The sequence below is a fragment of the Nitrosophilus sp. genome, from assembly GCF_982775275.1.
Genome location: NZ_CEXZHP010000201.1, coordinates 1 through 2,701, shown reverse-complemented (window position 1 = coordinate 2,701; position 2,701 = coordinate 1). Strand labels below are relative to the sequence as shown.

Genomic DNA, 2,701 nt, shown 5'->3' with positions numbered 1-2,701 from the left:
TGCGGGGGGAGGATTTGAACCTCCGACCTTCGGGTTATGAGCCCGACGAGCTACCAGACTGCTCTACCCCGCGTTATAGGAGGATGAGTGGCTGGGGTGGGAGGATTCGAACCCCCGAATGGCGGGACCAAAACCCGCTGCCTTACCGCTTGGCGACACCCCAATTTGAAGGGATTAACTTTCAAATTCGGCTGAAATTATAATACATTTTTCAAATGTTGTCAAGAATGTATGAAAAATTTTTCAATAATGGTATAATTTGCAAAAAAATATGGAGCATCTATGCCAATAAAAAGAGTAAAAGAGGCTATTGAAGAGATAAAAAAAGGCAATATGGTAGTTATGATAGATGATGAAGATAGGGAAAATGAGGGAGATTTAGTATATGCGGCTACATTTAGCACTCCTGAAAAAGTAAATTTTATGGCAAGTGCTGCTAGAGGACTAATATGTGTTGCTATATCTAAAAAAATTGCTAAAAATTTAGATTTAGAGCCCATGGTTAAAGATAATAGTTCTCAACATGAGACAGCTTTTACTGTATCAGTAGATGCAAAAGAAGCAACAACTGGGATTTCTGCATATGAAAGAGATTTGACCATAAAACTTTTAGCTTCTCCTTTAAGTACGCCTTCAGATTTTGTAAAGCCTGGTCATATTTTTCCTTTAGTTGCAAAAGAGGGAGGGGTTTTAGTAAGAACAGGGCATACCGAAGGTTCTGTTGATTTGTGCAAACTTGCAGGACTTAGAGAAGCAGCGGTTATATGTGAAATAATGAATGAAGATGGCACAATGGCAAGACGTAACGATTTAGAAAAATTTGCCAAAAAATATAATTTGAAAATTGTATATATCTCGGATTTAGTTGAATATAGGCTAAGAAACGAATCTTTGGTTCAAAAAGTTGATGAAAAAGAGATAGAATTTTTTGATGTTAAAGTTAAACAGATAGATTTTGAGGATCATTTAAAAAATATCCATACAGCAATTCTTTTTTATAATATTTCTAAAAGTGCAAACGTAAAATTTCATAACGTTATTAAAGACAAAGATCTTCTGCTTAATCAAAGAAGATACAAATCTTTAATAGATTCGATAGATTTTATCAAAAAAAATAGCGGAGTTTTAATCTTTATAGATAATCCTGCGGGCATAAGCGATCAAACAAAAGAGTATGGAATAGGTGCGCAAATATTAAAAAACTTAGGTGTTGAAAAGATAAAGCTCTTAACATCTCAAAAAGGTAAAGAGTTTGTAGGTTTAAGCGGATTTGGTTTAGATATTGTTGAAGAGATTGAGATATGAAAATAAGAGTATATTACGAAGATACAGATTTAGGCGGTGTTGTATATTATGCGAATTATTTAAAATTTTGTGAAAGAGCAAGAAGTGAGATTTTTTTTAAAAATGGATTGCTTCCTATTAAAAACGGTTGTCATTTTGTAGTAACAGATATTGACGCTAAATTTATAAAATCTGCAAAGTTTGCAGATATTTTGGAAATAAAAACTAAAGTTATAGAGATAAAAAAAGTTTCGGTTATACTTAATCAAGAGATATTTAAAGAAGATGAAAAAATTTTTCAAATGCGAGTAAAATTGGCATTTTTATGTGGTTCAAAACCTTCTGCTATTCCAAAGGAGTATTTAGATCTTTTTGCAAAGGATACACTGCTATAAACTTTCCATATAAGGCTTTTAAAGTCAAGATTTCGTATCGGATCTGGTTGTCTAAAATTTTTTCTTTAAAAGCTCTTTTTTGGTTTGTTTTGAAACTATAAAAAAAGTCTATTCCTACTGATGTTGAATAATTTATCCAATTAAAGGATAAATCGTTATATATTATATTGTTATACTCTTCTAAAATTTTAGGTATATAGCCTATAGAATTTGCAATTATAAAATTTTCTCTATCTATTGGTTGGGTCAAACTAAAAATAAGAGGGTTATAATTAATCTGAGTAGATAAAATATATTGAGGTTTCAAATCGTATAAAGTTAATTGGGATAATATTAGTGAGCTTTTGACGATAGGTGTGTTTAAAAATATTGTGCTTTGATTGATATCATCATTTTTATGAAAATATTTTTTTAAGTTTTTTACCTCATTTTCTATACCTATTATTTTTATATTGGAGCTATTAGTCTCTTCTTCTATTAAATATGTAAGTTTATTTGCAAGAGAGCTTTTTGTTTCATAAAAAATTATAATTTTGTCATTGGAAAAATTAAGCAATTTTTCTATCTGTTTTTGATAGTCAATACCTCCAAAATATATATTTTTATTTTCTGTTTCAATCTCTTTTTTATTAACCGTTGGAATGAAAATTTTTATTTTTGGATCAATTAAAGCTAAATTTTTAGCTCCTTTTTGTGTAAGAGGAGCTATAACTAACTCAAAATTTTCATTTGTTATAGAATCTATCGTATCCAATAAAGTTTCATACTCTTCATTATCAATTTCATATGTTTTAAGATAAAATTTTACATTTTTTGATAAAAGGTAAGCGATTACTGATTTTGTAGAACTGATAGCATATTTTCCAATTTTTTTTGTGGGTAATATAATTGCGATATTTAATTTTTCTATTTGAGCAAAAGAGGGTTTGATATTTAAAATAGCGGACAATAACTGATAATTCTCTTTTAAATACTCGTCTTCGTTTATATTTTTGGCTTTAGCTAAAAAAGAGAATATTTTT

3 protein-coding genes and 2 tRNA genes are annotated in these 2,701 nt (G+C 29.5%); 2 read left to right on the top strand and 3 right to left on the bottom strand.

All coding sequences use genetic code 11. The features are described from left to right. Together AC30RD_RS08175 and AC30RD_RS08170 are read right to left on the bottom strand one after the other, a co-directional pair. Positions 1-73: transfer RNA gene (locus tag AC30RD_RS08175), tRNA-Met, on the bottom strand. 15 nt (positions 74-88) lie between these two features. Then, positions 89-163: transfer RNA gene (locus tag AC30RD_RS08170), tRNA-Gln, on the bottom strand. A gap of 119 nt (positions 164-282) precedes the next feature. On the opposite strand from AC30RD_RS08170, the gene AC30RD_RS08165 reads away from it, so the two are divergent. Both AC30RD_RS08165 and AC30RD_RS08160 read left to right on the top strand, forming a co-directional pair. Beyond that, positions 283-1,305 (top strand): bifunctional 3,4-dihydroxy-2-butanone 4-phosphate synthase/GTP cyclohydrolase II, encoded by a 1,023-nt coding sequence (locus AC30RD_RS08165; protein WP_489493985.1) that lies wholly within the window; start codon positions 283-285, stop codon positions 1,303-1,305. Beyond that, positions 1,302-1,679, top strand: a complete 378-nt coding sequence (locus tag AC30RD_RS08160; RefSeq protein ID WP_489493983.1) for a YbgC/FadM family acyl-CoA thioesterase — start codon at positions 1,302-1,304, stop codon at positions 1,677-1,679. The genes AC30RD_RS08165 and AC30RD_RS08160 overlap by 4 nt, the downstream gene beginning before the upstream one ends. Here the strand turns inward: AC30RD_RS08160 and AC30RD_RS08155 are convergent. Beyond that, positions 1,630-2,701 (bottom strand): hypothetical protein (locus AC30RD_RS08155; protein WP_489493981.1); only part of this gene is annotated, 1,072 nt, incomplete at its 5' end. The two genes, AC30RD_RS08160 and AC30RD_RS08155, sit on opposite strands and share 50 nt — an antisense overlap.